Source organism: Rhodococcus jostii RHA1 (assembly GCF_000014565.1).
Taxonomy (GTDB): domain Bacteria; phylum Actinomycetota; class Actinomycetes; order Mycobacteriales; family Mycobacteriaceae; genus Rhodococcus_F; species Rhodococcus_F jostii_A.
On sequence record NC_008268.1, the window covers coordinates 4,729,776 to 4,754,299 of the forward strand.

The window sequence follows — 24,524 nt, forward strand, 5'->3', positions numbered from 1 at the left end:
CGCGCGAAATGAGTTCCGAACAGATTCTCGCTGCCGCGGACGAGGTCCGGTCGGCGGGTCCGAGCGCCCCTCGCCCCGGACGTGACCCGATCAACTTGCCGATGATCCGCAACTGGGTGGAGGCGATCGGCGACCGGAATCCGATCTACGTCGACGAGGCGGCGGCGCGGGCAGCGGGACACGACGGCATCGTGGCCCCGCCCGCGATGGCGCAGGTGTGGACGATGCAGGGGCTGAACGCCGTCCGGCAACCCGACGACCCGCTCGGCCGCATGACGACGATCCTCGACGAGGCCGGGTTCACGTCCGTCGTCGCCACCAACTGCGATCAGATCTACCACCGCTACCTGAGGGTCGGTGAGGAGGTCACCATCACCACGACCCTCGAGGACCTCGTGGGTCCGAAGAAGACGGGCCTCGGTGAGGGTTGGTTCTTCACCACCCGCAGCCTGTGGCGGGTCGCCGGCGACGACGGCACCGACGAGGTCGTCGCCGAGATGCTGTTCCGCATCCTGAAGTTCGCGCCCAAACCCGCCGAACCGGTGTCACCGTCGGCGAACGGGCAGGGTGCATCTTTCGACGATCTGGACCCCACCAAGCTGATGCGGCCCAGCGCCTCGCAGGACACCCAGTTCTTCTGGGACGGGGTGGCCGCGCACGAGTTGCGGATCCAGCAGCGTGAGGACGGATCGCTGCAGCACCCACCGGTGCCCGCGCTGTGGAAGGACAAGACGGAGACGACGGACTACGTCGTCGCGTCGGGCCGCGGCACCGTGTTCAGTTACGTGGTCCACCACGCGCCGAAGGTGCCGGGACGCTCGCTGCCGTTCGTAGTGGCGCTGGTCGAACTGGAGGAAGGCGTCCGCATGCTCGGTGAGCTGCGCGGCGTCGACCCCGCCGAGGTGACGGTCGGGATGCCGGTGGAAGCGATCTACCTCGACTTCCCGGGCGACGACGAGACGGGCGGCACGCCGTGGACCCTGTACGCGTGGCAGCGCGGAGCGAAGGAGCAGTCATGACGTCCACTCTCGATGTCGCGGTGGGAACGACGCTTCCGGAATTGACCGTCACCGGCGACCCGACGTTCGTCGTCTCGGCCGCACTGGCGACACGCGACTTCCAGGACGTCCACCACGACCGCGACCTCGCGCAGCAACGTGGGTCGAAGGACATCTTCGTCAACATCCTCACCGACACGGGTCTGGTGCAGCGGTTCGTCACCGACTGGGCGGGGCCGAACGCGGTGATCAAGTCGATCGCGTTGCGCCTCGGCGTTCCGTGGTACGCGTACGACACCCTCACCCTGAGCGGCACGGTGGCGTCGGTGGGCGACGGCGTCGTCACGCTGGACGTCGTCGGGAAGAACGCTCTCGGCGACCACATCACGTCGAAGGTGACCCTCGTCCTGGACGGACGCACGAACGGAGCGGGTGCATGAGCGGGCTGTCGGGCAAGGCTGTCATCGCCGGTATCGGCGCCACGGACTTCTCGAAGAATTCGGGCCGCAGCGAATTACGGCTGGCGGCAGAGGCGGTCACGGCGGCGCTCGACGACGCCGGGCTGACCCCCGCGGACGTCGACGGCCTGACATCTTTCACGATGGACACCAACACCGAAGCGGCCGTGGCCCGTTCGGTCGGGATTCTGGATCTGAAGTTCTTCAGCCGCATCCACTACGGCGGCGGTGCGGCGTGCGCGACCGTGCAGCAGGCGGCGATGGCGGTGGCCACCGGTGTCGCCGACGTGGTGGTGGCGTACCGGGCGTTCAACGAGCGGTCGGGGATGCGCTTCGGGCAGGTGAACTCCGGTCTGGTGCAGCAGGTGAACTCGTCGGGTACCGACAACGCGTTCTCCTACCCGCACGGCCTGTCGACGCCGGCGGCGTTCGTCGCGATGGTCGCCCAGCGGTACATGCACGAATACGGCGCTACGAGTGAGGATTTCGGTCGGGTCGCGGTCACCGACCGCAAGCATGCCGCCACCAATCCGAACGCCTTCTTCTACGGCAAACCGATCACGCTCGACGACCACCAGAACTCCCGCTTCATCGCCGAGCCCCTGCACCTGCTCGACTGCTGCCAGGAGTCGGACGGCGGCATCGCGATCGTGGTCACGTCACCGGAGCGGGCGAAGAACCTGAAGCAGAAACCGGCCGTGATCGCGGCGGCGGCCCAGGGGAGCGGCAGCGACCAGTACATCATGACCAGCTACTACCGCCCGGAGCTCGCGGGACTGCCTGAGATGGAGCTGGTCGGCACGCAGCTGTGGGATCAGGCCGGGCTCGGACCGCAGGACATGGATCTGGCCGTCCTCTACGACCACTTCACCCCATACGTATTGATGCAGCTCGAAGAACTCGGCTTCTGTGGCCGCGGTGAGGCCAAGGACTTCATCGCCGACGGCGCCATCGACCTCGACGGCAGCCTGCCGCTCAACACCCACGGAGGCCAGCTCGGCGAGGCCTACATCCACGGGATGAACGGCATCGCCGAGGGCGTGCGACAGATCCGCGGCACGTCCGTGAACCAGGTCTCCGGCGTGCAGAACGTTCTCGTCACCGCAGGGACAGGCGTTCCGACGTCGGGTCTGGTGCTGACGGCCTGAGTCCGATCAGCGCAGGAAGGTACCGATCACCGGCGCGAGAGCGCCTGCGTTGGTGACGATGTCGATGTGCCCGCCGGAGTGCAGATGCAGCGTCGCATGCGGCAGGAGTCGATTCATGATGTGCGCGTTGACGACCGGGATGATGGGGTCGTCGGTTCCCGCGACGATCAGCGTCTGCTGCCGGATCAGGGGCAGCACCGGCAGACTGGTCCATACCGATCCGGCCAGCAGTTGGTGGAGGTAGCCGACGAGGGAACCGGCATGGAGTTGCTGCAGGAACAATTTCGCGACGTCGTCACCCTTGCGGTGTGCGCTCCCGCCGTACAGGTCGCCGGCGATCGAGGCAGCATAACCGGGGTCGGTGAACCGGCGCGGCGTCAGCATCTTCCCCAGTACCCGGGGACTACCCGGAACCATGAGTACCCCGGTCCCGGTCGCGACGAGGACCAACCGACGGCACCGGGACGGGTTCTGCAGGGCGAACTGCTGGGCGAGGGCGCCGCCCCAGGACAGCCCGAGGACGTCCACGACGCCCATACCCAGTGTGGTGAGCAACCGGCCCAGCACCCACGCGAGGTAGGGGAACCCGTACGGCAGGGGCGAGGTGGGCGACCCACCGGTCCCCGGAACGTCGAACCGCACGATCGGCCGTTCCGGATCCAGCTTCTGCACCAGGGGTTCGAGTACCTCGAATCCGGCGCCGATCCCGTTGCACAACACCAGGGGCACCCCGGTTCCGCGACGGACCTTCACCCGGATCCGCTGGCCGCCGACGGGGACGATGTAGGTGTCGTCCCCGCCGCGGTCCGCGAACAATTCGGTCACGCTCATCGGTACAACACCGCGCCCCCGGCGATGCACGGGGGCCGTTGTGCCCCCTCGATGTCGTAGGTGAACCCGAACGCCACCTCGATACCGGCCGGTTTCCGTTGCGCCGCGGTGACGGTGGTGCCGAGCGGACCGGTCGTGCCGACGGTCTGCCCGACCAATCCGAGAAGGTCGGACGGCTGTGCAAGGTGAAGGGTCATGGTTGTCCTCGGGTGTGTCGGGTATCAGTTCTGGTGCACGTAGGTGCCCGGTGCCGGGGCCACGGGTGGATACTCGCCGGTGCCGAGGCTCTGTGGCGCGTCGATCTCGGGGCCGCTGCGCTCACCGAGCCACTGCGCGTAGTCTGGCCACCACGAATCCGTCGCCGTCTGGGCTGTGTCCAGCCACTGTTCGGGGGTCTCGTGGTCGGCCTGGGCGAAGCGAAACGACGCGCGCGGGTTGTTCGGCGGGTTGACCATAGAGGCGATGTGGCCGCTCGACGAGAGGACGAATCGGTTGTCCTTGCTGCCGAGCAGGCGGGCGCTACGGTACGCGGACTGCCACGGGCTGATGTGGTCGGCGATACCGCCGATCACGTACGCGTCGGCGGTGACCGTCGACAGGTCCACGGGGGTGCCCAGCATGCTCACCGCGCCGGGCGTGGTGAGTGCGTTCCGCAAGGCCATCATCACGAGGTCGCGGTGGAGGGCGGCCGTCATCCGGGTGGTGTCGGAGTTCCAGAACAGCACGTCGAAGGCCGCCGGGCGACGTCCCTGCACGTAGTTGTTGACCCAGTACCGCCAGACCAGGTCGGTCGGGCGCAGCCAGGCGAACACCTCGGCCAGGGTACGGCCGTCGAGGTATCCCTGCGCGGACGACGCCCGGATCGCGGCGCTCGCGGCGCGTTCGCTCAGCGCGGCCGAGGCGAATCCGGCCCGGTTCTGGTCCAGCACGGTGACGGCGAGCGCCAGCCCGGCGATCCGGTCGCCCTCACCGATCTCGGTGAGATGGGCGGCCGTCATGGCGGCGAGGATGCCGCCCGAGCAGGTGGCCAGCAGGTGCGTTCGATCGGCGCCGGTGATCTGCTCCACCGCGTCGAGCGCGTCGATGATCGCCTGGCCGTAGGTGTCGGCGTCCCAACTGCGATGACGGGCGAGAGGGTTGCGCCACGAGATCGTGAACACCTGCTGGCCCTGCTGCAGCAGGTACTCGATCAGGCTCCGTCCCGGAGCGATGTCGAGAATGTAGTACTTGTTGATCACCGGGGGCACGATCAGCAGCGGGGTCGAGCGGACGGTCGGCGTCTGCGGTGTGTAGTGGATCAGCTCGAAGGCCCGGGTCTGGAGCACCACCGCGCCCTTGGTGGTGGCGACGGTCTCGCCGACCGCGAACGCGTCGGGCTCGACCATGGCGGGTACCCGCGGCTGGGAACTCATGTCCCGGGCGAAGGCACGCAGTCCCCGGACGGCGCTGAGACCTCCGGTGTCGATCAGTGCCTTCCACCCGAGCGGGCTGAGGAGCGGGCTGTTGGTCGGGGACAGGCCCTCGACGATGTTGTCGAGGACGAACCGGATCTTCTCGGTGTCCCGCCAGTCCAGGCCGGCGTCGGCGAGCAGGGCCTCGCTCGTGTGCGATGCCGCGAGATAGGCCTGCATGGTGCGACGGAGCAGCGGATTCTGCTGCCACGCGACATCACTGAAACGCTTGTCGGCCTTGGCCGGGGCACGATCGGACCGGCCGGCGGCGATCGCGCCGAGCTCACGCGCGAGGGCCCCGCCCCGGGAGGCGAGCGTGCGCGGTTGCTTGGCGAGTTCGAACCCGAAACGCGTCCACGAACTGTTCGGCTGCATTCTCGCCGGGAGCCCGCGCGTCGGCTTCGTGAGCAGGAGGTCGAGGGGGACGGCGAGTTCGTCGGGACTGGTGAACGAGGGTGCAGTGGTCACGGTGCGGTGCTTTCGGTGGTGGAAGCGGGGACGGTGATCTCGCGGCGGACGATCTTGCCGGTCGGGCCCTTGGGAAGGGTGTCGACGAGCCAGATCTTGCGCGGGTACTTGTAGGCGGCGACCCGGGTCCTGACGAAGTCACACAGCTCGGCGGGGTCGGCGTGCGCACCCGCTTTGAGCGCGATCGCGGCGCCGATCTCCTCGCCGAGGGACTCGTGCGGAACACCGACGACGGCCGCCTCGGCCACCGCGGGGTGCTCGTAGAGCACTTCCTCGACCTCGCGGGGGTAGACGTTGAAACCACCACGGATGATCAGGTCCTTTTTCCGGTCGACGATGACGAAATACCCGTCCTCGTCGACCTTTCCGATGTCGCCGGTGGCGAACCAGCCGTCCGGGGAGACGGCCGCCGCGGTGGCGTCGGGCAGGTTCCAGTAGCCCTTCATCACGTTGCCGCCGCGGATCTGAATCTCGCCGGGTTCGCCTTGCGCCACCTCGGCGCCCGCGTCGTCGACCACGCGCATCTCGACGCCCTCGATGGGAGTGCCGATCGTGCCGGGTTTGCGTTCGCGGCCCGGGTGGTTGAACGAGGCGACGGGGGAGGTCTCCGACAGTCCGTACCCTTCGAGGATCACGGCCCCGACGGCCTCCTCGAAGTCGGTGAGCACCTGCACCGGCAGCGCCGAGCCGCCGGATACGCAGACGCGGAGTGTCGCTGTGGCCGACTCCGGAAACTCGGACGCCACGCCGAGCAGCGCCGAGTACATCGTCGGGACACCCTCGAAGACGGTGACACCGTCACGTTCGACCACCTCGAGCGCCTGGCGTGGCTCGAACCGCGGGATCAACGTGAGGGTCGCACCGACCGACACGGCGGCGTTCAGCCCGCAGGTCAGGCCGAACACGTGGAAGAGCGGCAGACATCCCATCACCACGTCGGCGGGCCCGATCTCGAGCAGGGTGCGCGCGGTGACCTCGGCGTTCCGCGCGAGTCCGCCGTGGGTTAGTTCCGCGCCCTTGGGCTTGCCGGTCGTCCCGGACGTGTGGAGCACGACGGCGGTGTCGGTGTCCGTGCGATCGACCGGACGCGGCTGCGGCGGAACGTCGGCCATCAGGTCGTCGAGACCCGCGTCGTCCACCAGCCAGCACCGCGCGCCCGTCGCCGCCGCGGCGGCGGTGGCCGCATCCGCGAACCCCGGCGACCCGAACAGTGCCGTCGCGCCCGTGTTGGACAGAAAGAACGCCACCTCCCGCGATTTCAGCAGCGGATTCATGGGGACGGCGATCGCGCCGCGCCGCAGGATGCCGTACAAGACGATCGCGAACGCGGGGGTGTTGGGCAGCATCAACCCGACCCGGTCGCCCGGTGCGATGCCGGCGCGTTCGAGGACGGTGGCGAGCCGGGCGGCAGCGTCGTCGAACTCGGTGAAGGTGAGCTGCAGGTCGTCGCACCGGAGGGCGACGTTCCCGGGAACGTCTCGGGCGGACGCTGTGAGATTCATGCTCAGATTCGGCAAGATGGGTCTCCACTCGGTACCGGTTGTCGATTGCTTTCCATCGTGACCTCGCACGCAGCGAAGTGCGATGGTGGCGGGAACAACATGACGGCCCCCAGAATGTGCCCGGCCACAGTGCCCGGGTCCCGCCGACTATCGTGTCCGGTATGGCTGCGTCCCCCGACCCCTCTGTCGCAGCGATGGGCAGGGTGATGCTCGGCCACGCCGACGAACTGGGTGCGGAGCTCGCCGATCTGATCCGGGTGCAAGTCGATTTCTACGGTTCGAGTGCCGTCGTCGCGAAGGACGAGCTCCGGCAAAGTTGCGCCGCCAACATCGCTTTCGTCTTCCGGCAACTGTCCGGCGACGCCGACCCGGACATTCCCGCGGCGGCGGAGACCGGTACCGCGCGAGCCCGCGCCGGTGTTCCGTTGCCGGCCGTCATGGACGCATACCGTGTGGGGTTCCGATTCATGTGGGAGGCGACAATCGCGGAGGCACGCCGGAACGGCGACCTGTCGATCGACTCGATCCTGGATGCGACGTCGCAGATACTGCTCGCCCAGGACACCTTCACCCAGGCGATGACCACCGCCTACCGGAAGCAGCTCACCATTCAGATCCTCAGCCACGAGGAGGAGCGGTCCGCGTTGGTGGAAGCGCTTCTGTTCCGGCGGATCACCGACCGGCACAATCTGTGGGAGATCGCCGACACCCTGCGCCTGCCCACTTCGGGTCCCTATGTCGTTGTAGCAGCCGAGGTTCCAGAGATCGGACGACTGGGGCTCCCCGAGATCGCGAGCAAATTGGACGTGCGCGACATCCGCTCGGCGTGGCGGTTGCTTCCCGACCTACAGGTCGGGATCGTCTACCTCCGGGCGCCGGCGGTGCTCGGTACCGTCGTCGAGGTTCTCGAGGGCGTCGCATCGTCGCGTGTCGGGATCAGCCCGCGGTTCGACAATCTCGCCGAGACGGGTGAGGGGCTGCGTCTCGCCCGGCTGGCCATCGCGGGTGAACCCTCGTCGAAGTCACTGGTCGCGCTGTTCGACGATTCCCCGCTCGCGTTCGCCGCCGCGAGCGCACCCGACACGATGACCCGCATCCGGACGTCCATCCTCGGCCCCCTCGACGAGCTGCCGGACGCGGAGCGTCAGATCCTGGTGACCACCTTCGAGGCCTGGCTCGACACCGGCGGCTCGGCGAACGACACCGCGACCGCGATCTTCTGCCACCCCAACACGGTGCGTCACCGGCTGCGCCGGATCGAGGAGCGGACCGGCAGGTCTCTCTCGCGACCGCGGGACGTGGCCGAGTTGTGCCTGGCGTTCGAGATCGAGCGCCGCCGGCCGCGAGCCTCCGAGACGTAGTCAGGCGACCGCCTCCGGCGAGCGGACGACCACGCGTTTCGCGATGTGTTTCGCGACGTACGCGGCGTCGCGGCCCACGCCGCCGGTGAGCATCGACGCGAACGCCTGCAGGAACGGCAGCCCCACGAAATACAGTCCCGGATGGTCCGGTGAGACTCCGCGGGACTGCTCGGGCCACCCGTCGGAGCCGGTGACGGGGATCTGGATCCACGACGTGTCCTTGCGGAACCCGGTGCACCAGATGACGTTGCGGACGTCGAATGCGGTGCCGTCGTCGAGGACCGGTCTGCCGTCGTGGACGCCGGTGACCTTCGCGGGGAAGTGCTCCACACCGGCCGCAGCCAGGTCGGCCCGCTTGACCCGCAGGAGTGGTCCGCCGCCCGAGCGGACGTGGGTGCACATCTTCCGGCCGACGGGGGTGCGTTCCGTCAGAACGTGATTGGCCATGAACCACATGATCGGGACCGCGAGGTGGGCGAGGCGTCCCTCGATGTCGAACGGCACCTCCCCGCGGACGGGCCCGCAGATCGTGGTGCGATGCGAACGGGAGGCCTCCAGCGCGATGTCCGCGCCGGAGTGGCTGCACCCGACCACCAGCACCGGCCCGTCCTGCAGTTGGGACGGATTGCGGTAGTCGCTCGAATGCAGTTGCCGGATCCGGGGGTCGAGGCGCTCGGCGAGATCCGGGACGACCGGGGACTGCCAGGTCCCGGAGGCGACGACGACGTTGTCGGCCTCGAATCGGTCCGTCCCGGCGGTGACGACGTAACGGTCGCCGTCACGGGACAGGCCGTCGACGGTGGTGCCGGTCCGGATCGGGAGCGCGAATCGCTGCGCGTAGGCCTCGAAGTAGTCGGCGACCTCGTCCTTCCCGGGCCAGGACCACGCCGGGGCGGGAATTCCCCAGCCGGGCAGGCCGTCGTACCGGGCGGGACTGTAGAGCCGGAGCGAGTCGAATCGCTCCCGCCACACGTCTCCGACGCGGTCGTGGGCGTCGAGGATCACGAATCGCTGCCCGCATCGTGTGAGATGGTATCCGGTGGCGAGGCCGGCTTGTCCGGCGCCGATCACGATCGTCTCGAAGCGTTCTGTGGACATCGTCTGCCTTCTTCCCTGTGGTGATCGGTGGTCATGCTCAACGCTATGACCGGGCCGATCTCGGCGCGTCGGGAGAATGGCGCAGATACGTACGACCGTATGGGTACTTTCATGCAGACGGCCCGACGAGGCGATGCTCGTACGCATAGGCCGTGGCCGCGGACCGCGACGAGATCCCCAGCTTGACGAAGATGTTGCTCAGGTGCCGCGCGACCGTCTTCTCGCTGAGGAACAGTTCCGTCGCCACCGCCCGGTTGCTCTTGCCCGCCGCCACGAGGCGGAGCACACACACCTCACGCGGGGTCAGGGGAGTGCTGACCGCCGGGTCGGGGCGGAACTCCGCCCGGAGTCGCTCGAGATCCGGGACCGCGCCCAGTTGCCGGTAGGTGGCGGACGCGAGGTCGTGCTCCATCTGCGCGGTGTCGTCGTCCCCCAGGTCGCGGCACACCAGCGCGACCGACTCCCGGACCCGCGCGCACTCGTAGGGAGCGCCGATGTCCTGCCAGCGTCGCCACGCGTCGCGCAGAACGGTCAGCGCGTCGCTGCCCCGACCTTCGGCGTGCAGCACCGACCCCGACGTCTGAGCGGACAGTGCGCACAGGTAGGGGATCACGAATCGTGTTGCAATCGAGTCGAGTTCGTCGGCTGCGGCGCGAGCCGCCGGGACGTCGCCGGCGGCGAGCAGGATGTCCACGCAGGCGGGCAGCAGCCGGGCGCGTTCCACGGCGCCGGTGGACTCGTCCACCGCACAGCGGATCGAAGCGACCGCGCTGCCGACCCGCCCCTGCGCCATCCGCATCAGCGCGAGTCCGGGCTGCGGCCGCCTGCCCCAGCGGTTCGCCTCCAGAAACAGCTTCTCGGCCTGGGCGACCTCGCCGCGCAGGCGGTGGAGGTCGGCCATCACGTAGGCGGCGGACCCGGCCGCGGCGTGCGAGGCGAGCCGCTCGCGTGCCCGCCGCGCCGAGTCCATCGCCGTGGGCCACTCGCCCTGCAGTTGCAGGATCTCGGCGCGGTGGACGAGGCACTGACCGCGGTAGGGGACGAGGTCGGGTTGCGAAGAGCACCACTCCTCCAGCGCCACAGTCCATTCCCTGGACCGGCGGAGATCGCACATGTTCTGGCACTGCTCGATCACGGCGCAGTACACGATCCCCGCCACCACCGGGGACACCTCGTCGGACGTCACCCCGACCATCGCCTCGTCGAACGCGGACACCGCGTCGGCGACCTCCCCCAGCAGGACGAGCGAATGACCGGTGCCCAGCACCCCCAGCGTCGTCAGGTCCGGGTCGGCGAACCGGGTGCCCGTCTCCGTGATCGCACGGAAGATGTCGCGCGCGGCGGTGCCGTCACCGGCGTCGATCCGCCTCAGTCCCTGCGGCACCAGTAGGTAGCCGCGTTCGGCGCAGTCCACCCCCGCGGTGTCCAGCAGTCGCTGGGCCTTGCTCAGCCAGCCGCCGCCGCGCGCCTGCTCGCCCCGCATGATCAAAACGAACGAGAGCCAGAACGCGCACCGCGCGGAGCGCACCGGCCGACCCGCGCGGGCCCACTCGTGCACCGCCCGTTCCCACCATTCGGTGCTGGCGTCGTCCTCACCGAGCAGGTAGGCGGCGGTGGCGACCAGTTCGAGGTCGTCACCGGACAGCGGGTCCTGCCGGTCGGCGCCCGACAGTCGGGCGTAGGCGTCGCGCCAGTCTCGTCGTTCGAAGGCCGCACGGCCCGTCCGGAGTTCCGACGCCGCGTCGGACATCACTGTCTCCTGCCGAAGATCTGCGCGCTGACCTGCTCGGATTTCAGACTACCGCCGCACCGGGCCCGCCGGGAACGTCGAATATTTCCTGCAACCTGTCGGTGCCTCGAGTCACACTGGGTCCAGACGCCAACGGATGGGAACTTCTGATGGTCGATGCGATAACGGCAGAGGGTCTGGTCAAGAAATACGGCAAGGTCACGGCACTGGACGGGGTCGACCTCGCGGTCCCGTCGGGAACGGTGATGGCGCTGCTCGGCCCGAACGGCGCCGGCAAGACGACGGCGGTGCGGGTCTTCACCACCCTTCTCGTCCCGGATGCCGGCCGGGCGGAGGTGGCCGGTCTCGACGTCGTCCACGATGCGCGGGTGCTCCGATCCCGGATCGGGGCGTCGGGTCAGTACGCCGCCGTCGACGAGTACCTCACCGGTTTCGAGAACCTCGAGATGGTCGGGCGGCTCTACCACCTCGGGGGCAAGCGCAGTAAGGCGCGCGCCCGCGAACTGCTCGAACAGTTCGACCTGGTCGAGGCAGGAGATCGCCCCGTCAAGGGCTACTCGGGTGGCATGCGTCGTCGTCTCGACCTCGCGGGAGCACTCGTCGCCGAGCCGGAAGTGTTGTTCCTGGACGAACCGACCACCGGGCTCGACCCCCGCGCCCGGCTGGCGCTCTGGGATGTCATCGACAATCTCGTCGCCAGGGGCACCACGCTTCTCCTGACCACCCAGTACATGGAAGAAGCCGAGCGCCTCGCCGACCAGATCGCCGTGATCGACCACGGTTCGGTCATCGCCCGCGGAACTGCCGACGAATTGAAGGACCGCGTGGGCGGTGAGCGCATCGAGTTGAGCGTCCGGGAGGGCATCGAACTCTCCGTCGTGCGCGACGAACTGGCCCCACTCGCCGCTGGGGACATCCTGGTGGAGGAGAACGTCCGCCGTGTGACGGTGCCGGTGACCGGCGGTGCGGACGCCCTCGTCGAGGCGCTGGGCCGCCTCTCCGATCGAGGAGTGAAGGTGTTCGACGTCGGTCTGCGCCGACCGACCCTGGACGACGTGTTCCTCACCCTGACCGGACACGAAGCCGAAGAGGAGCACGTCTCATGAGCGCCCCACAGACCGCGTCCGTGCACACCGCGCTCGCGGACGGGCTCACGATCGCCAAGCGCAACATGATCAAGATCAAGCGCGTCCCCGACCTCATCGTGTTCACCACGTTGTCGCCGATCATGTTCGTGCTGCTGTTCGCGTACGTGTTCGGTAGTGCCATCCAGGTTCCCGGGATGTCCTACCGCGAGTTCCTGATCGCCGGGATCTTCACGCAGACAGTCATCTTCGGGGCCACATGGACTGGTCTCGGGATGGTCGAGGATCTGCAGAAGGGGATCATCGACCGGTTCCGGTCGCTTCCGATGGCCCCATCCGCCGTTCTCCTCGGCCGCACCTCCACCGACGTCCTGATCAACATCGTCAGCCTTGTCGTGATGTCACTGACGGGTCTGATCATCGGGTGGCGCATCCACTCGAGTCTCGGCGAAGCGCTGCTCGGCTACCTGCTCCTGCTGTTGTTCGCCTACGCGCTGTCGTGGGTGATGGCGGTGGTCGGCCTGTGGATCCGCACGCCGGAGGTGTTCAACAACGCCAGCTTCATCGTCATCTTCCCGCTCTCGTTCATCGCGAACACGTTCGTCGAGACCACCAACCTGCCCGGTCCGCTGAAGGTGATCGCGGAATGGAATCCGGTGTCCGCGGTGACGCAGGCCGTGCGAGAACTGTTCGGAAACACCAACCCGGACATGACCGTTCCCGACGCTTGGCCGTTGCAGCACCCGATCATCGCCTCACTGGCATGGTCGGCGGTGCTGCTGGTGATCTTCGTGCCGTTCGCGATCCGGCGCTACAAGAAGGCCGTCAGCCGCTGAGGGGCGGCGGTCACCGCCCCGCAGCCGGGATCACGCCCAACTGCTGGAGCATGGCGAGGACGTCCTTGTCCGACCACTTCTCCGCAATCCGCCCGTTCTCGATGCGGTGGATGACGGTGGCGGTCATTTCCATGCGGTTCCCCGTCGCGGGAATTCCGGGCAGATCACCCGTCTGCGTTCCGGCACACAGTAGCCGGGTAACGACCTTGTCGCCCTCGGCCACCTGATCCTCGATCACGTGCGTCCCCGGTGTGGCCTCCCAGAACAACCGGAATACCTGCTTCAGTCCCTCGCGCCCCGGTGCTTCGAGGCCGGGAAACGGCGGCGGTGAATGGTCGAGGTAATTCTCGTCGACGAGTTCGTCCAGTGCGTCGATGTTGCCTGCGTCGATCTCGGTGTAGAAACGCCGGATCAATTCCTTGTTCGCTTCCAGTGACATGTCTCCATTGTCTGCCGGTCGCGTCGCCGCGTACACCCACCTCCGCCGGACCAACGGGACGCTCGTTGCGTCAGATCGAACGAGCGTCCCGTTCGTTCAGGGGCTAGCGGAGTTCGCGCGGCGAATCGACGTCGCGTCCCGACCCCAGGTCGGAGCAGTCGACCGTCTCGGCGCCGTGTGCGCCGAGGTACGTGCGTGCGCCGGAGTCGCCGGTGAGACTGCGCCGCAACGGTAGCCAGTGGTCCCGGCCGATCAGCACGGGGTGACCCGGACGGCCGGCGTAATGAGCCTGACGGAGCGCCGCTCGGGCGTCGCCGGGCGGCACCGACGCCACCCGCCGGATTGCGTCGACACCGAGGTCGGGGAGATCGACGAGGGTGATGACGACGGCATCGACGTCGTCGAACGTCGCCGCGACCTCCAGCCCCCGGCGCAGGGAGGCGGACAATCCCGACTGCCAGTCCTCCGCGATCCCGACGGTGACGGGGGCGCCGTCGGGAAGTAGGTCCTCGGCCTCCTCGGCGCGGGCACCGAGCACCACGACGGTGGGCTCGCATCCCGCGGCCGACAGCACTCGCACGCCGCGCGCGAGCCACGGTTCTCCGTCCGCGCCGACGACGAGTGACTTGGGCATGCCCATGCGCGAACCGGCCCCGGCCGCGAGCAGCACGCCCCCGATCGTCATCGTGGTCTCACCGGTCCGCGCTGCATGCGTTCAACTTACTTTTCCTTGGCGAAGTTCGCGTTGACGCGCTGGTAGAGGTAGTCCTCGGCGGTGATGTCGGGGTACTTGCCCGCCGGTCCGGAGATGACGACGTCGCGGTTGGCCTGGGCGAAGAACGCGAGGCTGTAGCGGGCGCCGTGGTCGCCGTCCGGTCCGGGGTTCTTCACGCGGTGGAAGTTGGACGGCAACCGGTCGTCGCTCCACCGCATGAGCATGTCACCGATGTTGCAGGTGATCGCGTCCTCGGACGGCTCGATGGGCGTCCACTCCTGGGTGTCCATCTCCTTGCCCGGCAGCACCTGCAGACCGCCCTGGCCCTCCTGCTGGAACAGCAGCGTGAGGCAGTCGAAATCGGTGTGGGCGCCGGCGCGCCACAGGCCGAGGTCGCCGCGAAGGTGCTCCGGGATGGCGAAGTAGTGCAGCATCCGCAGGGTGCTCTGGTAGCTGTCCACCGACGGGTCGTGGGCCTCGGCGAAGAAGTTGCGCTCGAACCCGAGCTTGTCGGCGAAGCACGACAGCAGTCGCATGGCCACGTCCCAGCACTGCGCCTCGAATCCGAGCATCGTGTTGCGGAACCCGGCCAGTTCCTCCTCGGTGGGCCACAGGTCGCCCATGTGCGGCCGGGTGATCTGGTACGACTCCTTCTCGTCGGGGACGCCGATGGACGGGCGCACCTGGGTTTTGCTCTCCCACCCGGAGTTGAAGCCCTTCTTCAGCGGGTACTGCGCCTTCACAGCTGAATCGAGGGCGAAGAACTGCTCGGACATCGCAAACGCCTGGCGCACGTCGGCGAGGTCGATGCCGTGGTTGTAGACCTGGAAGAACCCGACGTCGACCGCCGCGTTCCACAGCTGTTCGGTGATGTCGGAGCGTCGAGCATCGAAGTCCGAGAGGTCGATTCGGCGGATCTCGCGGTCGGTGGTCTCGGTCCCGAGCCCACCCATGCGGGATTCCTTGGCGAGCTCGTTCAGCGTGTGGCTGCCGGTCATCGTGTCTCTCCATTCTTGATTACATGCAATCTTGCGTGTTTGGCCCACTATTGCGCGTAAACGTGACGAGGAACGTCTCGGATGTGACGTGCGAGTTAAATGCATGAGCGGCACATAAGTTAAGTCGGCGGCCCGACGGACCAAGCAAAAATTACATGCAATCCATGCTTCGCACCCCCGGCGCGGCATGCACCGTAGACTGGCCGGTGGCCTCGACACGCCAAACAGTCGGAACGGACGGACACATGGTGGATCCGAACAGAGTCGGCGAACCTTCCCGGCAGGAGTTCGCGCAGCAGTGGGGCGGCTCCGGCAGCGTCGTCGACCTCGACGGTCCCGTCCACTGGGTCGAATACGGTGCCGACACCGGATCTCCTCCCGTGGTGATGGTTCACGGACTCGGCGGCTCGCATCTCAACTGGGTCCGGATCGCACCGGCCCTCGCGGAGCGCACCCGGGTGCTGACCGTGGATCTCCCCGGATTCGGGCTCAGTCCGTCCGGGCGCCGCCGGACGGGGGTCGGCGCCAATGCGAAGGTGCTGCATCGTTTCCTCCGCGACGTCGTCGGCGGTCCCGTGATCCTGATGGGCAACTCGATGGGCGGCATGATCTCGCTGTTCGAGACGGCGGCGCACCCCGAGGCGGTTTCGGCGCTGGTTCTCGTCGACCCCGCACTTCCTGTCGCGCAACGAATCCCGGACCCGCGGATCGCCGCGCAGTTCGCGATGTACTTCACGCCGTTCGTGGGGGAGCGGTTCCTGCAGTACTCGAGCAGGAAGTTGACGGACCGGCAGTTGGTCGAGCGGATGATCGACCTGTGCTTCGCCGAGCCGAGCCGGGCGTCGGAAGATTCCCTCGACGCCGCAGCGGCTCTCGCGGGATACCGGCGCGGGCTGCCGTCCGAGGATGCGGCGTTCCTTCAGGCCAGCCGGTCGCTCATGCGGGTCCTGGCTCGCCCGCGCCGATACCTCGACACCATGCGGTCGATCGCACAACCCGTTCTCCTGCTCCACGGCGACCGCGACCGACTGGTCCCGGTCGCGGCGGCCCGCAAGGTGGCGACGGCAAACCCGCGGTGGGACAGCGTGATTCTCGGCAACGTGGGGCACACCCCGCAGCTCGAGGTTCCCGACACGATGCTCGACCACGTGCTCACGTGGGTGGACCGGCACGGACTGATCGACGCCTAGGTTTCGGCCGATCCGCGGGACCCGGCAATCGACTGTGCGAGCGCGCGGAACAGGTGGGTGAGTTCGGGTCTCGTCGCCGTTCCGCTCCGGACGACCCCGCACACCGGGATGCGCAGTCGGTCGTGCGCCTCGCGCAGAAAGCTCAGTCCGCGACGGGGAGTCGCGTCGGCCGTGTCGGCGTACAGCACCGTCCACGACCGCGGGGTCGTGAGGACGTCGAGGGTGGCGGTGTGGTCGCTGGGAATCGACGGTCCGAGCATGACCCGCTGTCCGACCTGCCGGAACGCGTCCTCGACCACGGTGTGGATCAGGATCTGACTGCTGCGTGGCGGCAGCAGCAGGGGGTACGGCGCCAGTTCGCTCAGATCGACGGTCGAGACCCCTGCCAGCGGGTGTTTGCTCGACGTGACGATCACCAGGTCCTCGAGCCCGAATTCCACGGTTTCGAGGCCCGGCCGGTCGACGCCGCCGCGGATGAGCGCGAGGTCGGCGTCGCCCGACGCGACGGCGGTCATCCGGTCGGTGAAGTCCTTGATGACGAATTCGATGTCGAGTTGTGGGAAGTCTTCGCGGACAGCCGATATCGCCTCGAGGCTCTGTGTCGCGAAGCTCATGCTCGCGCTGATGCGGAGCCGGTTGCGGGGATCGAGTCCCACCGACAGCGCGCGGGCCTCGAGGCCCATCATCTCCGCCGCGATGGGCATGAGCCGTTCGCCGGCCGCGGTCAGCCGCGTCGCGCGTGTCGACCGCTCCAGGAGGGTGGTGCCCAACTCGTGTTCGAGCTTGGCGATCTGGTGGCTGATCGCCGACTGGGAAATGAAGCAGCGTTGCGCCGCGCGCGAGAAACTGCCCTCCTCGCCGACCGCGAGGAAGTAGCGAAGCTGTCGGAACTCCATGACCTGAGGTTACGTCCTTCGGTGAAGACTTATGAGCAATCGAGATAACACAATTTCGATTTCCCCAGCTTACTGGCGATTAACCACGGGCGATCCCTAATGTGGAGCTCATACGCGGCGCTAAGTAGACGCCAGAAGCAGTAGGAGGTTTTCGGTGGATCGCACACAAGTCGTCATCGTGGGATCGGGATTCGGCGCCCTCGCGGCGGCGAAGAAGCTCGGCAAGGCAGGCACGCCGTTCGTGCTGATTTCCGAGACCACCGAGCATCTGTTCCAGCCCCTTCTGTACCAGGTCGCCACCGGTGTCATCTCGCCCGGCGAGATCGCCCCGTCCATCCGCGCGATCCTCGCCAAGTACCCCAGCGGCGACGTCCGGCTCGGACGCGTCGTCGACGTCGACCCGGACAAGAAAGAGGTCGTCTACGAGGCCGGCGGGGTCAGCCACACGATCGGCTACGACAGCCTGATCGCCGCGACCGGCGCCCGGCAGGCCTACTTCGGCCACGACGAGTTCGCCGAGGTCACGTACGCGCTCAAGACGGTCGCCGACGCCGACCGGCTGCGCAGGCAGATCGTCCGCTGCTTCGAGGAGGCGCACACCACCTCCGACCCGGAGCGTCGCCGCGACCTGCTGCACTTCATCGTGATCGGTGCCGGTCCGACCGGTGTCGAACTGGCAGGTCAGATCAAGGAACTGGCGGGCCGCTACTTCGAGAAGTCGCTCCGCGACATCACGTCCGAAGACGTCACCGTCACCCTCGTCGAGGGTGCGGGGGAGACGCTGCCCGTGTTCGGCGGCAAGCTCAGCAAGTACACCCAGGACTCGCTCGAACGGGCCGGTGTCGAGGTGGTGCTGGGCACGATGGTGACCGACATCGACGAACACGGCGCCACCCTGTCGTCGCCGAGCACCGGCTTCGAGAAGCGCCTCACGGCGGACACGATCATCTGGTCGGCAGGCATCCAGGCCAACGACTTCGCTGCGGTGCTCGCGGAACGGACCGGCTGCGAGACCGGCCGCGGCGGCCGTCTGCTGGTCGACGAGGACCTCACGGTGGGTCGCTACGACGACATCTACGCGATCGGCGACATGGCGTCGCTGAACAACCTGCCCGCGCAGTCGCCGTTCGCGATGCAGGGTGGGCGGCACGTCGCGGCCATCATCACCGGGAAACGCGCCCTCGGTACGCCGTTCACGTACCGCGACAAGGGCAGCATGGCGATCATCAACCGGTTCCGTGCGATCACCCGCGTGGGCAAGATCGAGCTGACCGGTGTGCTCGCCTGGTTCCTGTGGCTCGCCGTGCACCTCGTCTACCTGGTCGGATTCCGCAACCGGTACGTCGCGGTGATGTCGTGGTGCGGTTCGTTCCTCGGACACCGGCGCCCGCACTTCCACTACGCCCAGGAAATCGAACCTGCCGAGCTGCGCGAGCAGCGGGAGGACGCCGCGGCCTAGCCTGGGTCCATGACCGTCACCAGCGCTGGAGTACTCCTGTATCGCACCGACGATGCGGGGGTGCTCCAGTTGTGGATCGTGCACATGGGTGGCCCGTTCTGGGCGCGCAAGGACGAGGCCGCGTGGTCGATCCCCAAGGGCGAATACGTCGAGGGCGAGGATCCCTACGCGGCCGCACTGCGCGAGTTCGAGGAAGAGATCGGCGCGCCGCCGCCGGCCGTCGAGTACGAGCTGCTCGGCGAATTCCGGCAACCCTCACGCAAGCTGATCACCGTCTACGCGGCGGAGGTGAGCGAGGACGTCACGTTCGTCGAGAGCAACACGTTCGAACTGGAGTGGCCGCCGCGGTCGGGGAAGCGTCAACAGTTCCCCGAGGTCGACGACGCCCGCTGGTTCCCGGCGGATGTGGCCGAGACGAAACTGGTCAAGGGGCAGCGTCCGATAATCCAGGCCTTGCGCCTTCGCCGCCCGTGAGTACTTGTTAACCGCCGGGGGGCTGTTGCGGAATTGAGTGAGGGTGGTTTGGTTCTCTCGTGACTTGGCGGGTGCCGGTGCGGGCGGGGGTGTCCCCGCCTGGTCATGAGGTGGCCGGGAGCGGGGTGCCTGCGGTCAGGTGGGTGAGGATCTTGCCCAGGTTGTGCACTGCGGCGTGGAACGCCCATTCGCTGCGGGCGCGGTCGAGGCCGCGGCTGGTGAAGCGGCGGAATCCGAGGTTGTGTTTGGCGTGCCCGAACACGGTTTCGGCGATGGGTGAGCGTTTGCGGTAGGTGGCGATGCCGGCCTCGGTGCGCAGCCGGCGGGTCATGGCCTGGATCGGATCCGCTTGCGGCGGTGGCGGTCCGGTGACCGGATCAGCGGCGGCGGCAGCCTCGAGGTGATGGGATTTGCCGGTGGCGATCAACCGGTCCGGGCCCGGCGAGGTGAGATTGGCGCGGGAGCAGTAGCCGGCGTCGAAGAGCATCACCCCGATCAACTCCTCCGGGGCCGGGGCCGGGGCCGGGCGGGCAGGGTCCGCGCCGACCGGGTTCGTGTCGCGGCGGGAGGTGTCGATCAGCTGCGCGGCCTTGCCTGCCTTGTCGACCATGTCGGGGAAGTAGTCGTAGTCGACCGGGCCGGTCCCGACTCCGGTGGCCAGGATCAACCCGTCCGCACTGGTGAAGGCCTGGCAGTTGTAGCCCTGCAGCCACCCGCCGCCGCGCAGCGGCTGCAACCGCGAATCGGGGTCGGTGATGTTGCGGCGCCGCTGCCCGGCGGCAGCGGTGCGCTCACCCTGCTTGCGCAGGGCGGTGTCGAGTTCGGTGCGCCGACGCCGCACCAGGTGGTGCTCGTCGACCGGTTTCGGAACGAACCCGCCCCCGCCCCCTGACGCGGTGCGCCCCCGGAACCGCTCGATCACCGCCTGCTGGGCGGCGACCGCCTCGGCCAGACGCCGCTCGGCGGCGGCGACCTCGGCCCCGACCGGCACCCGGCCCATCACCGTCTCACCCGCGTCGAGCCGGGCCAGGTAGTCCTGTGCCTTCCCGTCCCGCTCGGACTGTTCGGCCTGCTTCTGCGCGTCGAGCTGGGCCAACGCCTCGGCGATGCGTGCCGAGCGGGTCGTGGGATCGGCCAACTCCGCCGGCACCTGCCCCGGGCCCGGATCGTCCTCGCCGTAGAGGTCGTCCTCGGCGTCATCGGTGGCGGCGTGCGCGGCCGCCGCGGCCGCGGCGATCCGCGCGGCCTCCGCCTCGGCTGCCCGGCGCAGCCCGTCCTCGGTGCGGTTGGCGTCCTTCGATGCGTTCGAGGCGATCTTCACCCCGTCCAACGCGATCGTCTCGAGCCGGCCCAGACCCAACCGTGCGGCCAGGATCAGGACCTGCGTGAACAGGGCCTCGCAGGCGGTGTGGTTGTCCTTGCGGAACCGTGAGATCGTCACGTGATCGGGGGCATCGCCGGCGCAGATCACCCGGTAGGACACCACCTCCGAGCAGGCCCGCTCGATCTGCCGCGACGACCGCACCCCCCGCGACCACGACCACACCAGCAGGGTCACCAGCATGTCCGGGTCGTACCCGGCCCGCCCGGCGCCTCCGGTGCGGCGAGAGTCATGAAAGGCACTGGTGTCGAGATGGGTGTCGACGATCTCGATCACCGTCCACACCGGATGCGTGGGCGGCACCCACTCCCGCATGTCCGGTGGCAACAAAAACTGCTGGTCACGATTCACCGGTCGATATCCCTTGGCCACCAACACATTATTCAGGAAACCCAAGGTCAGGGCATGGTGCCACGCGGGCGCTCCGTCCCGGGATTTCGAAACAGCCCCCCGGACGTTAATAAGTACTCACGGGCGCGGGAGCGCACGCCAGACGGCGGCGGGGGTCATCGGGATCCGACGGAGCCGGGCGCCGGTGGCGTCCGCGATCGCATTGGCCAGGGCAGGGGCCACCGGGTTGTACGGGGACTCGCTCATCGACTTGGCGCCGTGCGGGCCCAGTTCGTCGTAGGTGTCCGCGAAGTAGACCTCGGTGTCCGGCACGTCCACGAGCTGCGGGAGGTGATAATTCCGGAGCTGCGGGTTGAGCACCGTCCCGGCGCCGTCGAGCAGGATCTCCTCGTACAGTGCGCTGCCGATCGCCTGCGCGACGCCGCCCTCGACCTGCCCGCGGCACTGCTGCGGGTTGAGGACCGTACCCGCATCCGCCGCCTGGATGGACTGCAGGATGCGGACCTCCCCGGTGACGGTGTCGACGGCCACCCGGAACGCGTGCACGTTGAACACCACCGAGCGGGGGGTGCCATCGTGCCTGCCCTCGGCGCGGATCGGTCCCTCGGGCACCAGCTTGTCGAGTTCGACGACCCGCCCAGCCACCTCGACGGCCTCGGGTGTCAGCGCGCAGTCGGCGTCCTCGGTCGCACCCGCGACGCGGCGAGCAACCTCGAACAGCTGCTCCCGTAACCGGGTTCCCGCAAGATGGACCGCCTTCCCGGCGACCACCGTGCCTGCCGAACCGAACGCGCCGGTGTCGTGCGCGGCGACGTCGGTGTCGGACTGCAGCACGCTGATCCGGTCGGCGGTGGTGCCCAACGCGGACGCGGCGAGCTGGGCGTGGACGGTGGTGGTGCCGTTGCCGAACTCCGCGGTGCCCACCCGCAGTTCGTACCGGCCACCTTCGACGAGGGTGCAGGACACGTCCGCGAAGTGCCCCCGCGGCGGAATGGTCGCGATCATCGACGCCGCCATGCCCTCACCGACCCGCCACTGCGGGCCGTCCGGCGGGCGCACGTCGTTGCCGCGGCGCAGCGCGGCCTCCGCCAGGTCGAGGCATTGATCGAGTCCGTAACTGCCGTATGTGAGGTCGCCGTGCTCCACCTCGGCGTCGACGAAATCGTCACCCGGAACGACCACGTTGCGGCGGCGCAGTTCGAACGGATCGATGCCCAGCTGCGTCGCCAGCTGATCGAGCGCGGATTCCACCGCGAAGATGACCTGGCCCAGACCGTAGCCGCGGAACGCCCCGGACGGCAGGTTGTTGGTGTAGACGGCCTGGGCGTCCACCCGCTTGTTCGGCGACCGGTACAGGGCAACGGATTCGCTGCAGCCGTGGAACATCACGCCCACCGAATGATTGCCGTACGCACCGGCGTCCGAGAGCACGTCGACGGCGAGCGCCGTCAGCTTTCCGTCGCCGTCGGCGCCGACCTTCACCGAGACCCGCATGGGATGCCGGCACGGGGCGATCGTGAACTGGTCGGAGCGGGTGAACTCGTACTGGACCGGTCTGCCGGTACGCAGAACGGCGAGGGCGACGAGATCCTCGACCAGCATTTCCTGTTTGGCGCCGAAGCCGCCCCCGATGCGGGCGGTGAACACCCGGACCTGTGAGCGGTCGCGCGAGAACAGGTGGGCGAGTTCGTCGCGGACGAGGAAGGGCACCTGGGTGCTGCTGCGGAGGGTGAGACGCCCGTCGGAGTCGAGCCAGCCGATGGCCGAGTGGGTTTCGAGATGCGCGTGCTGCACGCGTTGCGTCTGCCACGTGCCCTCCACCACGGCACCCGTGTCCCGCGCCGCCGCGAGCCCGGCAGCGAGGTCGCCGACTTCGCCGTGGACTTCCGCCACCAGGTTCCGGGCCGGGTCCGCGATCCGGGAATCGGCGCCCTTGTCACCGTGCAGCAGGGGGGCACCGGGACGGCGTGCCAGGTCGGGATCGAAGACCGCTTCCAGTACTTCGTACTCCACGTCGATCAGTTCCACTGCACGCCGGGCGATGTCGACGGAGTCGGCCACGACGGCCGCGACCCGTTGCCCCCGGAACCGGAGGATCGTGTCGAACACGTAGGTGTCGTCGGGGTCGTCGGTGCGGAACTCGTGGCGGGCCGTGGAGAAGGCGACGTCGGGACTGTCGCGGTGGGTGAGCACCGCGTGGACGCCGGGCAGCCTCTCCGCGGCGGACGTGTCGAGTCGGGTGATGCGGGCGTGCGCATGCGGGCTGCCGAGTATCTGGATGTGCGTCAGACCCTCGACGGCCAGGTCGAGTGTGTAGGGCTCGGCGCCGCACACCACCCGGGCGGCGGCGGGCGCGGGAATGGACCGGCCGAACGACTCACCGGCACGGTCCGATTCGGTGGTGCACACGCCGCCGACAGCGTCGCGAATGGCGCGATAGCCGGTGCAGCGGCACAGATTTCCCTTCAGTGAGCGCGGCAGGTCGGCGCGTTGACCGGAGTCGAGCGCGGACGCGGTCACGACAATCCCGGGTGTACAGAACCCGCACTGGAAGCCCGCCGCGTCGACGAACTGCTGCTGCACGGGGTGGAGTCGGTCGGGACTGCCGAGACCGGCCGCAGTGGTCACCTCGCGGTTCTCGGCGCGGTGCGCCGGCACCACACACGAGTGCACCGGGACGCCGTCGAGCAGTACGGAACAGGCGCCGCAATCGCCGGCGTCGCAGCCCTTCTTGACCGCGAACCGCTGCTGTTCCCGCAGGAAGGTGCGCAGGCACTGACCGGGCCGGGGGTCGGCATCCACCGACTGTCCGTCGACCGTCAACTTCATTCCAGCTCCCTCCTGATCTCCTCGGCGAGTACTCGCGTGACGTGACGCCGCCAGTCCGCGGCGCCATGCGCGTCGGTCAGGTAGTCGTCGGGGGAGATCCGTTCCGACAGGGACTCGCTCACCACGTCGGGGCCGGGAACGGCGGGGAAGCGGAGGACGAACGGGCGGACGGTCGACGCGGTGACGGTCAGCGCGAAACCGTCCGCGTCGACCCGTCCGGCCAGCAGCGCGCCGGACCGTCCGAGCGGCGAGTACGCGATCTTGCGCAGCGACGTGCGGCCCCGCAACGCGCTGGCGGGGAGGTGGATGCTGCGGATCAGGTCACCGGCTCCGAGCACCGTGCGACCGGCATCGGTGACGAATCGGTCGACCGGAACCCGGCGATCGTCCCCGTCGGCCGTCCAGATCAGGAGTTCGGCGTCGAGCGCGCAGCACAGCGTGATCATGGCCCCGGCCGGGAGCGCCAGCGCGAGGTTGCCGCCGACGGTCGCGGTGTGCCAGATCTTCCACGATGCGACCAGGGACTCGGCGCACGGACGGAACAGGCTCGTCGCCGTCCACTCGGCGGGAAGCGGTGCGTTGCAGAGGTTCTCGATGGTGCACGTCGCGGCGAGCTCGAGTCCGTCGTCGTGGACGGTGATCGCAGGCCAGTCGAGGGTGGTCAGGTCCACCAATCGGGTCACCGTCGGCTGGGGTTCCGAATACAGCCAGGTTCCGCCCGCCAGGAACGCCGTTCCGGGTTCCGGGGCCGGCAGGTCGTCACGGCTGCGCGGCACCGAGAGTTCCGTCACGAACGACAGATCCAT

22 protein-coding genes are annotated in these 24,524 nt (G+C 68.4%); 9 read left to right on the forward strand and 13 right to left on the reverse strand.

What is annotated here, in order from left to right:
• Window positions 1-8 precede the first annotated feature (8 nt).
• The 3 genes from RHA1_RS21860 to RHA1_RS21870 are packed head-to-tail and all read left to right on the forward strand — an operon-like array spanning window position 9 to window position 2,604.
• Window positions 9-1,019: a bifunctional MaoC family dehydratase N-terminal/OB-fold nucleic acid binding domain-containing protein gene (locus tag RHA1_RS21860; RefSeq protein WP_011596876.1), complete on the forward strand. Its 1,011-nt coding sequence runs from the start codon at window positions 9-11 to the stop codon at window positions 1,017-1,019.
• Complete coding sequence (locus tag RHA1_RS21865; protein ID WP_011596877.1) at window positions 1,016-1,438, forward strand: MaoC family dehydratase; 423 nt, start codon at window positions 1,016-1,018, stop codon at window positions 1,436-1,438. The genes RHA1_RS21860 and RHA1_RS21865 overlap by 4 nt, the downstream gene beginning before the upstream one ends.
• On the forward strand, window positions 1,435-2,604 hold the full coding sequence (locus RHA1_RS21870) for a lipid-transfer protein (protein WP_011596878.1): 1,170 nt from the start codon (window positions 1,435-1,437) through the stop codon (window positions 2,602-2,604). Before RHA1_RS21865 ends, RHA1_RS21870 begins: the two co-directional genes overlap by 4 nt.
• 6 nt (window positions 2,605-2,610) lie before the next feature.
• Here RHA1_RS21870 and RHA1_RS21875 read toward each other — a convergent pair whose 3' ends face one another.
• The 4 genes from RHA1_RS21875 to RHA1_RS21890 are packed head-to-tail and all read right to left on the reverse strand — an operon-like array spanning window position 2,611 to window position 6,871.
• Window positions 2,611-3,435 (reverse strand): alpha/beta fold hydrolase, encoded by an 825-nt coding sequence (locus RHA1_RS21875; protein ID WP_011596879.1) that lies wholly within the window; start codon window positions 3,433-3,435, stop codon window positions 2,611-2,613.
• A complete protein-coding gene (locus tag RHA1_RS21880; protein WP_011596880.1) occupies window positions 3,432-3,632 on the reverse strand; it encodes a hypothetical protein in 201 nt (66 codons plus the stop codon). The genes RHA1_RS21875 and RHA1_RS21880 overlap by 4 nt, the downstream gene beginning before the upstream one ends.
• Before the next feature lie 24 nt (window positions 3,633-3,656).
• Complete coding sequence (locus RHA1_RS21885) at window positions 3,657-5,354, reverse strand: PHA/PHB synthase family protein (RefSeq protein WP_011596881.1); 1,698 nt, start codon at window positions 5,352-5,354, stop codon at window positions 3,657-3,659.
• Window positions 5,351-6,871 carry a long-chain-fatty-acid--CoA ligase gene (locus RHA1_RS21890; RefSeq protein ID WP_011596882.1) on the reverse strand — a complete coding sequence of 507 codons (1,521 nt, stop codon included), beginning with the start codon at window positions 6,869-6,871 and terminating at the stop codon, window positions 5,351-5,353. Before RHA1_RS21890 ends, RHA1_RS21885 begins: the two co-directional genes overlap by 4 nt.
• A gap of 146 nt (window positions 6,872-7,017) precedes the next feature.
• On the opposite strand from RHA1_RS21890, the gene RHA1_RS21895 reads away from it, so the two are divergent.
• The gene (locus RHA1_RS21895) at window positions 7,018-8,217 is read left to right on the forward strand and encodes a PucR family transcriptional regulator (protein ID WP_011596883.1); all 1,200 of its coding nucleotides are present in this window, start codon (window positions 7,018-7,020) and stop codon (window positions 8,215-8,217) included.
• On the opposite strand, the gene RHA1_RS21900 is transcribed toward RHA1_RS21895, so the two are convergent.
• Window positions 8,218-9,315, reverse strand: a complete 1,098-nt coding sequence (locus tag RHA1_RS21900) for a flavin-containing monooxygenase (protein ID WP_011596884.1) — start codon at window positions 9,313-9,315, stop codon at window positions 8,218-8,220.
• Between the two features lie 109 nt (window positions 9,316-9,424).
• Window positions 9,425-11,065, reverse strand: a complete 1,641-nt coding sequence (locus RHA1_RS21905) for a helix-turn-helix transcriptional regulator (RefSeq protein ID WP_011596885.1) — start codon at window positions 11,063-11,065, stop codon at window positions 9,425-9,427.
• A 149-nt stretch (window positions 11,066-11,214) separates the two neighbouring features.
• On the opposite strand from RHA1_RS21905, the gene RHA1_RS21910 reads away from it, so the two are divergent.
• Both RHA1_RS21910 and RHA1_RS21915 read left to right on the forward strand, forming a co-directional pair.
• Window positions 11,215-12,171 (forward strand): daunorubicin resistance protein DrrA family ABC transporter ATP-binding protein, encoded by a 957-nt coding sequence (locus RHA1_RS21910; RefSeq protein ID WP_009477556.1) that lies wholly within the window; start codon window positions 11,215-11,217, stop codon window positions 12,169-12,171.
• A complete protein-coding gene (locus RHA1_RS21915) occupies window positions 12,168-12,986 on the forward strand; it encodes an ABC transporter permease (protein WP_007295540.1) in 819 nt (272 codons plus the stop codon). Before RHA1_RS21910 ends, RHA1_RS21915 begins: the two co-directional genes overlap by 4 nt.
• 10 nt (window positions 12,987-12,996) lie before the next feature.
• Here the strand turns inward: RHA1_RS21915 and RHA1_RS21920 are convergent, their stop codons facing one another.
• From RHA1_RS21920 to RHA1_RS21930, 3 genes are all read right to left on the reverse strand, one after another.
• Entirely contained in the window at window positions 12,997-13,425 is a 429-nt protein-coding gene (locus RHA1_RS21920; RefSeq protein ID WP_011596886.1) for an ester cyclase, read from the reverse strand.
• Between the two features lie 103 nt (window positions 13,426-13,528).
• On the reverse strand, window positions 13,529-14,110 hold the full coding sequence (locus RHA1_RS21925) for a nucleotidyltransferase family protein (RefSeq protein ID WP_011596887.1): 582 nt from the start codon (window positions 14,108-14,110) through the stop codon (window positions 13,529-13,531).
• Window positions 14,111-14,145: 35 nt separating this feature from the next.
• The gene (locus RHA1_RS21930) at window positions 14,146-15,138 is read right to left on the reverse strand and encodes an isopenicillin N synthase family dioxygenase (RefSeq protein ID WP_016884102.1); all 993 of its coding nucleotides are present in this window, start codon (window positions 15,136-15,138) and stop codon (window positions 14,146-14,148) included.
• Window positions 15,139-15,383: 245 nt separating this feature from the next.
• On the opposite strand from RHA1_RS21930, the gene RHA1_RS21935 reads away from it, so the two are divergent.
• Window positions 15,384-16,328: an alpha/beta fold hydrolase gene (locus RHA1_RS21935; RefSeq protein ID WP_029539628.1), complete on the forward strand. Its 945-nt coding sequence runs from the start codon at window positions 15,384-15,386 to the stop codon at window positions 16,326-16,328.
• Here the strand turns inward: RHA1_RS21935 and RHA1_RS21940 are convergent.
• Entirely contained in the window at window positions 16,325-17,224 is a 900-nt protein-coding gene (locus RHA1_RS21940) for a LysR family transcriptional regulator (protein WP_009477562.1), read from the reverse strand. The genes RHA1_RS21935 and RHA1_RS21940 overlap by 4 nt on opposite strands.
• Window positions 17,225-17,378: 154 nt before the next feature.
• Between RHA1_RS21940 and RHA1_RS21945 the strand changes: the two genes are divergently transcribed.
• Window positions 17,379-18,683: an NAD(P)/FAD-dependent oxidoreductase gene (locus tag RHA1_RS21945; RefSeq protein WP_009477563.1), complete on the forward strand. Its 1,305-nt coding sequence runs from the start codon at window positions 17,379-17,381 to the stop codon at window positions 18,681-18,683.
• A gap of 9 nt (window positions 18,684-18,692) precedes the next feature.
• The gene (locus RHA1_RS21950) at window positions 18,693-19,157 is read left to right on the forward strand and encodes an NUDIX hydrolase (protein ID WP_011596890.1); all 465 of its coding nucleotides are present in this window, start codon (window positions 18,693-18,695) and stop codon (window positions 19,155-19,157) included.
• Between the two features lie 103 nt (window positions 19,158-19,260).
• Here the strand turns inward: RHA1_RS21950 and RHA1_RS21955 are convergent, their stop codons facing one another.
• The 3 genes from RHA1_RS21955 to RHA1_RS21965 all read right to left on the reverse strand — a co-directional run bounded on the left by RHA1_RS21955 (window position 19,261) and on the right by RHA1_RS21965 (window position 24,524).
• The gene (locus RHA1_RS21955) at window positions 19,261-20,916 is read right to left on the reverse strand and encodes a transposase (RefSeq protein WP_423816242.1); all 1,656 of its coding nucleotides are present in this window, start codon (window positions 20,914-20,916) and stop codon (window positions 19,261-19,263) included.
• A gap of 90 nt (window positions 20,917-21,006) precedes the next feature.
• A complete protein-coding gene (locus tag RHA1_RS21960) occupies window positions 21,007-23,718 on the reverse strand; it encodes a molybdopterin-dependent oxidoreductase (protein WP_011596892.1) in 2,712 nt (903 codons plus the stop codon).
• Window positions 23,715-24,524 carry an FAD binding domain-containing protein gene (locus RHA1_RS21965; RefSeq protein ID WP_011596893.1) on the reverse strand — a complete coding sequence of 270 codons (810 nt, stop codon included), beginning with the start codon at window positions 24,522-24,524 and terminating at the stop codon, window positions 23,715-23,717. Before RHA1_RS21965 ends, RHA1_RS21960 begins: the two co-directional genes overlap by 4 nt.

Coding starts and splice junctions, on each gene's coding strand:
- RHA1_RS21925 (WP_011596887.1), bottom strand. CDS start 14,110: ATGACGATCGGGGGCGTGCTGCTCGCGGCCGGGGCCGGTTCGCGCATG.
- RHA1_RS21915 (WP_007295540.1), top strand. CDS start 12,168: ATGAGCGCCCCACAGACCGCGTCCGTGCACACCGCGCTCGCGGACGGG.
- RHA1_RS21900 (WP_011596884.1), bottom strand. CDS start 9,315: ATGTCCACAGAACGCTTCGAGACGATCGTGATCGGCGCCGGACAAGCC.
- RHA1_RS21910 (WP_009477556.1), top strand. CDS start 11,215: ATGGTCGATGCGATAACGGCAGAGGGTCTGGTCAAGAAATACGGCAAG.
- RHA1_RS21865 (WP_011596877.1), top strand. CDS start 1,016: ATGACGTCCACTCTCGATGTCGCGGTGGGAACGACGCTTCCGGAATTG.
- RHA1_RS21870 (WP_011596878.1), top strand. CDS start 1,435: ATGAGCGGGCTGTCGGGCAAGGCTGTCATCGCCGGTATCGGCGCCACG.
- RHA1_RS21960 (WP_011596892.1), bottom strand. CDS start 23,718: ATGAAGTTGACGGTCGACGGACAGTCGGTGGATGCCGACCCCCGGCCC.
- RHA1_RS21875 (WP_011596879.1), bottom strand. CDS start 3,435: ATGAGCGTGACCGAATTGTTCGCGGACCGCGGCGGGGACGACACCTAC.
- RHA1_RS21905 (WP_011596885.1), bottom strand. CDS start 11,065: ATGTCCGACGCGGCGTCGGAACTCCGGACGGGCCGTGCGGCCTTCGAA.
- RHA1_RS21920 (WP_011596886.1), bottom strand. CDS start 13,425: ATGTCACTGGAAGCGAACAAGGAATTGATCCGGCGTTTCTACACCGAG.
- RHA1_RS21860 (WP_011596876.1), top strand. CDS start 9: ATGAGTTCCGAACAGATTCTCGCTGCCGCGGACGAGGTCCGGTCGGCG.
- RHA1_RS21930 (WP_016884102.1), bottom strand. CDS start 15,138: ATGACCGGCAGCCACACGCTGAACGAGCTCGCCAAGGAATCCCGCATG.
- RHA1_RS21950 (WP_011596890.1), top strand. CDS start 18,693: ATGACCGTCACCAGCGCTGGAGTACTCCTGTATCGCACCGACGATGCG.
- RHA1_RS21965 (WP_011596893.1), bottom strand. CDS start 24,524: ATGGATCTGTCGTTCGTGACGGAACTCTCGGTGCCGCGCAGCCGTGAC.
- RHA1_RS21895 (WP_011596883.1), top strand. CDS start 7,018: ATGGCTGCGTCCCCCGACCCCTCTGTCGCAGCGATGGGCAGGGTGATG.
- RHA1_RS21935 (WP_029539628.1), top strand. CDS start 15,384: ATGGTGGATCCGAACAGAGTCGGCGAACCTTCCCGGCAGGAGTTCGCG.
- RHA1_RS21940 (WP_009477562.1), bottom strand. CDS start 17,224: ATGGAGTTCCGACAGCTTCGCTACTTCCTCGCGGTCGGCGAGGAGGGC.
- RHA1_RS21880 (WP_011596880.1), bottom strand. CDS start 3,632: ATGACCCTTCACCTTGCACAGCCGTCCGACCTTCTCGGATTGGTCGGG.